Annotated in this window: 4 protein-coding genes; 2 read left to right on the top strand and 2 right to left on the bottom strand. The window is 53.3% G+C overall.

The genetic code is table 11. The features are described 5' to 3' along the window. The coding region (locus ACR0P9_RS06620) for a zinc dependent phospholipase C family protein (protein WP_432618494.1) at positions 1 to 882 on the top strand (882 nt) is incomplete at its 5' end. 54 nt (positions 883 to 936) lie between these two features. Here the strand turns inward: ACR0P9_RS06620 and ACR0P9_RS06615 are convergent. Then, positions 937 to 1,857: a hypothetical protein gene (locus ACR0P9_RS06615; protein WP_432618492.1), complete on the bottom strand. Its 921-nt coding sequence runs from the start codon at positions 1,855 to 1,857 to the stop codon at positions 937 to 939. 27 nt (positions 1,858 to 1,884) lie between these two features. Then, entirely contained in the window at positions 1,885 to 4,725 is a 2,841-nt protein-coding gene (gene secA, locus ACR0P9_RS06610) for a preprotein translocase subunit SecA (RefSeq protein ID WP_432618490.1), read from the bottom strand. A 224-nt stretch (positions 4,726 to 4,949) separates the two neighbouring features. Here secA and prfB point away from each other — a divergent pair. Continuing rightward, the coding region (prfB, locus tag ACR0P9_RS06605) for a peptide chain release factor 2 (protein WP_432618488.1) at positions 4,950 to 5,828 on the top strand (879 nt) is incomplete at its 3' end.

The following is a 5,828-nucleotide window of genomic DNA, read 5'->3' as shown; positions in this document are numbered from 1 at the left end:
GCAGACTCCGCTCTGCACGAAGCTCAGCCCTATCTCGCAAAAGCCATTGAAGCGGCACCGCTCGCTTTTCGCTGGGGTGCCCAGGGACCAGACATCTTATTTTTTTACCACCCACTCACCGAAAACAGCATCAACCGCGTCGGTCATCGGATGCACGAAGAGCGCGTTGACCGCATGTTTCAGGCGCTGACGGCCGCCTGTTCTCACAGCCACACGCCGGAGGCAACCGCCTATTTGCTCGGCTACTGCTGTCACTACATCTTAGACCGCTCAGCGCATCCGTTTGTGACATATATTGCCAATTATCGCATTGATCCGCTGTATCCGCAGCTGTCGCTGTCGGCACAACATAATTTATGTGAATCCGAGCTCGACCGCGCGCTCATCGCCGCCGCACACAGCGGCAAGCCTGCTGATTATCCAGCCCATATGATTTTATCGTATGACAACAAGACCGCCAACTGCATCGGCACGGTTCTGTCTCATGCGATTTGGAATGTCTACGGAACCCGCGTGCCGGTTTCCGCCGTCAAGTCGTCCATGCGCTCCATGATTCACGTCCAGCACCTGCTGCACGACCGTTCCGGCCGCCGACACACCGCGCTGTCTTGGTTGGAGCATCGACTGCACATCTCCGGAGACTTTTCCAGCTTAATCCGCCCACTGGCACCAATTGACGCCGACTGCACCAATCACAGTCATCAGCCGTGGATTGACGCGTCTATGCCGCATATGAGACGCTATACAGACTATTTTCAAATCCTCAACAACGCCCAGCGTCCCGCTGCCTGTCTGATGGAGACCTGCTATGATGCCGTGCAGACCGGCAAGCCGCTTCCCAAGCATTTATTCGGACTCAATTACATGGGAATGCCGGAATAATGCGAAAAAACTCGATAAAAAAGGCTGTTTTTCGTTTGAAAAACAGCCTTTTTGTTATGCTTCTGTTGCTTGTGGAGTTGGTGTTTCCTCTGTCTTTTCCTGCTTCGGCGGAAGCGGAGTTATGTGCAGCGCACGAGACAGCACAGCCAGCAGATAGGCACCCGCCAGCAGATACATCACGGCGCGGAACGTGACAGAGATGCCAAAGTATCCCATGATTCCCAAATCGGAATTGGCGCGCAGCTTCCAAACCAGCAAGCCGCCCGCATTGGTGATTGCCAAGAAAATGGCTGCCCCCGCCGACACAAAGAACCGCGGCGCAGAGCCTTTGGAGAACAAAAATCCGCTCATGCTGTAAAATGCCAGCATCACTGCGACAATCAGCACAAGCTGATAGGTGTAGTCCGACAGCACCGGATTGGCACTGTTGTCATGATACACCATAATCAGATCTAAGCAGCCCCAAAACATCGGAATCGTGGTGTAAAAACCCGTCTTTTTGGATACCGGTTTGTTGCTTCCCATTGCCAGCAGCAGCAAGCCGATGCCGGTAATCAGTCCCAGTGCCCACGTAACTGCCGTCGCGACGACGATAATCATACTCGGCGCAATGAGCTGGTCGCCCATAATGGTCGATTCTTCCAGCAGCTGTCCCGGCAGATAAATCAGTCCCAAAACGGATACAATGGCCATGCCGATGCCAAACAGCATACACAGGACGCGGCTGACACCGGAAAGCGGAGCAAACAGCTGCTCATAGGCGTATTCCTGCCCGCCGAACCAGGTTCGGCACAGCACAGCTGCCACGACAACCAGCGCAATCGCCAGCACCAGCAGAGCGGTCGACGGCATATAGCCGTCAACCGGAAGCCCTGATTCACTTTCGTAGCCATACAGCAGGCTCATGCCGCGCAGCACGGCGCCGCACACGCCCGCAATCAATACAAGAAACAGATAACTGTTATGTTGTTTCATGCAGTGTTTCGCCTACCCTTTTATTTCTTACTCATTGCGGCCGCAGCACTTCTTATACTTCTTGCCGCTGCCGCACGGGCACGGATCATTTCTGCCCGGCTTCTTGATTGCCTTGCGCGGGGTATTGGAGACACTCTCCTCGCCCTCTGCACCGGATGCACCGGTTTCCTGAGCGACCTGCTCGCGCTTCGGCTCCTCGCCATGCACGCGAACGCGCGCCGTATACATCATACGGACGGTATCCTCACGAATCATTGCAATCATCTGGTCATACATCTCCGAGCCTTCGCGCTTGTACTCGACAACCGGATCGCGCTGTGCATAAGCACGCAGACGAACACCGTTTCGCAGCTCGGTCATGGCATCAATGTGATCCATCCACTTTTCATCGACATTGCGCAGCAGAATGACGCGCTCCAGCTCACGCATAATGTTCGGTGTGACTTCGTCTTCCTTCGCCTGATATACCGCATGGGCAATCTCTCGAATCTCTTCGACGAGAGCCTCCGGCGCCATATCATCCAGCTCTTCATTGGTAAACTGCAAGTCCTCCGGCGTCAGGAACAGACCCAAGAAGTGCTTGCGAATGTCCTCTACATCAACCGGCTCCAGATAGCTCTTTTCACCGAGCACGCCGTGTACCGTCGTCTCAATGACGCTGTCTACCATGCTCAAAATGGATTCCTTGAGGTCTGCGCCGTCCAAGACATCCTGACGCTGCTTGTAAATGACTTCGCGCTGGGTATTGAGCACGTCATCATATTGCAGGACATTCTTACGAATCTGGAAGTTTCTCGACTCGACCTTCTTCTGTGCGCTTTCAATCGCGCCGGACAGCATCTTCTGGTCAATCGGCGTGTCATCATCCATGCCCATCTTATCCAGCATACCCATGACGCGCTCGGAGCCGAACAGGCGCATCAAATCATCTTCCATAGAAATATAGAAGCTGGATTCACCCGGATCGCCCTGACGACCGGCACGGCCGCGCAGCTGGTTGTCAATACGGCGGGATTCATGACGCTCTGTGCCGAGAATATACAAGCCGCCTGCGGCGCGCACGCGCTCGCCCTCTTCATCGGTCTGCTTCTTGAACTCTGCCAAATGACGCTGATATTCTTCGCGGGCACGCAGGATCTCTTCGTCCTCTGTCTCTGCATAGCCGGTAGCTTCTGTGATAATGGCTTCGTCAAAGCCTGCCTTGCGCAGAGCTGCTACAGCCATGTTTTCTGCATTGCCGCCGAGCACAATATCCGTACCACGGCCAGCCATGTTGGTGGCAATCGTAACCGCACCCAAACGGCCTGCCTGTGCGACGATCTCTGCCTCCTGCTCATGGAACTTTGCGTTCAAGACATTGTGCGCAATGCCTTCCTTCTTGAGCAGCTTGGACAGCAGTTCACTCTTTTCAATGGATACCGTACCGACCAGAATCGGCTGACCCTTGGCATGGCACTCCTGAATCTTCGCAATTGCCGCGCGGAACTTGCCCGCCTCAGTACGATAGACGGCATCCGGATTGTCTTTACGTGCAATGTCTTTATTGGTCGGAATCTCAATGACATCCAACTTATAAATCTCGCGGAACTCATCTTCCTCAGTCAGTGCCGTACCGGTCATACCGGACAGCTTGCCGTACATACGGAAGTAGTTCTGGAAGGTAATCGTAGCCAGCGTCTTGCTCTCGCGCTGTACCTTGACATGTTCCTTCGCCTCAATCGCCTGATGCAGACCCTCGTTATAGCGTCTGCCGAACATCAGACGGCCGGTGTTCTCATCGACAATGATGATCTCGCCGTCACGAATGACATAGTCGACATCCAGCTTCATGATACCATGGGCACGCAGTGCCTGATTGATGTGATGTGCCAGCGTCGAATTTTCCGGATCTGCCAGATTTTCTACGCCGAAATACTGTTCGGCCTTTTTCTGACCAACCGGTGTCAGCACAGCGGTCTTTGCCTTTTCATCGACAACATAGTCTGCACGCAGCTGTTCGAGAATCTGACGATCTTCATCCGTCATCGGCTTTGCCTTTTCCGGATTTGCCTTGCGCTCCTCTTCTTCCAGACGCAGGCGTTCGCCTTCTTCTTCCAAGTCTAGCTTGTCATCGGTCTCCTTGACGCGATAGCACTTCAGGCGATTGACAAAGCTCTCGGCGCGCTCGTACATGTCGGTAGACTTATCGCCGCGACCGGAAATAATCAGCGGCGTACGCGCCTCATCAATCAAGATGGAGTCCACCTCATCGACGATGGCAAAGAAATGTCCGCGCTGTACCATACGATTTTTATAAATCGCCATGTTGTCACGCAGGTAATCGAAGCCAAACTCATTGTTTGTGCCGTAGGTAATATCCGCATCGTACATCGGCTTGCGCTGATCCGGCGGAACAGCGTGAATGACCAATCCGACCGTCAAACCGAGGAAGCGGTAAACCTTACCCATCCACTCACTGTCTCGCTTTGCCAGATAGTCATTGACGGTGACAATGTGAACACCCTTGCCTGCGATGGCATTCAGATATGCCGGCAGGGTTGCCACGAGGGTCTTACCTTCACCGGTTTTCATCTCTGCGATACGGCCCTGATGCAGCACAATACCGCCGATAATCTGCACGCGGTAATGGCGCATACCGAGCACACGCCATGCCGCCTCTCGCATCGTAGCGAAAGCCTCCGGCAGCAGATCGTCCAGTGTCTCGCCGTCCTGATAGCGTTTTCTGAATTCGTCGGTCTTGCCGCGAAGCTGTGCATCTGTCAGCTTCTTATATTCCTCTTCCAGCGCATCAACCTTGTCCGCAATCGGACGGATGCGCTTGAGCTCATGGTCACTGTGTGTACCAAAAATCTTGTCTAAAAACCCCATGAATCAAGTTCCTCTCTAAAATCAGACCAGAAAAGTTTGTCTTTGCGCACTCGCCTAGCCATTCACCTTGCATTATAACACAAATCAGTAGTAAGAAAAACTAAATTTTTGTGAATAAACCGTATTTTGTCCCGCAACACAAAAAATTCTTTACTTCTCCCCCTGCTTTCACTATAATATAGAGTTAAGAACATATGATTTTTTATTTGTGAGGAGAATTGATTTTGGCACTCATCGAATTTGAAGAATACCGTCAGAAGCTGCACGATCTCAAGCCGTCCATCGAAGATCTGGGACAGGCATACGATCTGGAGCACGCTGCCGAAGAAGTAGAAGAGCTGGAAAACCGCGCCTCTGAGCCGGGCTTCTGGGATGACATGGAAAAGTCTCAGAAAATTTTGCAGCGCACCAAGGCACTGAAAGACAAAATCGAAGGCTATCACACGCTGTGCAGCCAGCAGGAAGACCTGCTGACCCTGTGTGACCTCGCCATTGAAATGGACGACGACTCCATGATTGACGAGCTGCGCGAAGGCTATGACGCGCTCAGCGATGAGCTGGAGCGCCGCAAGCTGGCTACTCTGCTGCTCGGCGAGTACGATGCCAACAATGCGATTCTGTCGTTCCACGCCGGTGCAGGCGGCACCGAAGCCCAGGACTGGTGCGACATGCTGTACCGCATGTACACCCGTTGGGCAGAGCGTCACGGCTTCAGCTACAAGATTTTGGACTATTTGGAAGGCGACGACGCAGGCCTGAAGTCTGCTTCTATCCTGATTGAAGGCGAAAATGCCTACGGCTTCCTCAAGAGTGAATCCGGCGTGCACCGTCTGGTTCGTATCTCTCCGTTTGACTCGTCCGGTCGCCGACACACTTCGTTCTCTGCTGTCGAAGTTATGCCGGAAATCGACGATGACACCGAAGTAGAAATCCGTCCGGAAGACATTGATATGCAGGTATATCGTTCCTCCGGTGCAGGCGGCCAGCACATCAACAAGACCTCGTCCGCTGTTCGTCTGACGCATAAGCCGACCGGCATCGTTGTCAGCTGCCAGACCGAGCGAAGCCAGTTCCAGAACCGCGACAACTGTATGAAAATGCTG

Origin of the sequence: Butyricicoccus sp. (genome assembly GCF_050872565.1) — a bacterium.
GTDB lineage: Bacteria > Bacillota > Clostridia > Oscillospirales > Butyricicoccaceae > Butyricicoccus_A.
This window is presented reverse-complemented; position numbering and strand designations above follow the sequence as displayed.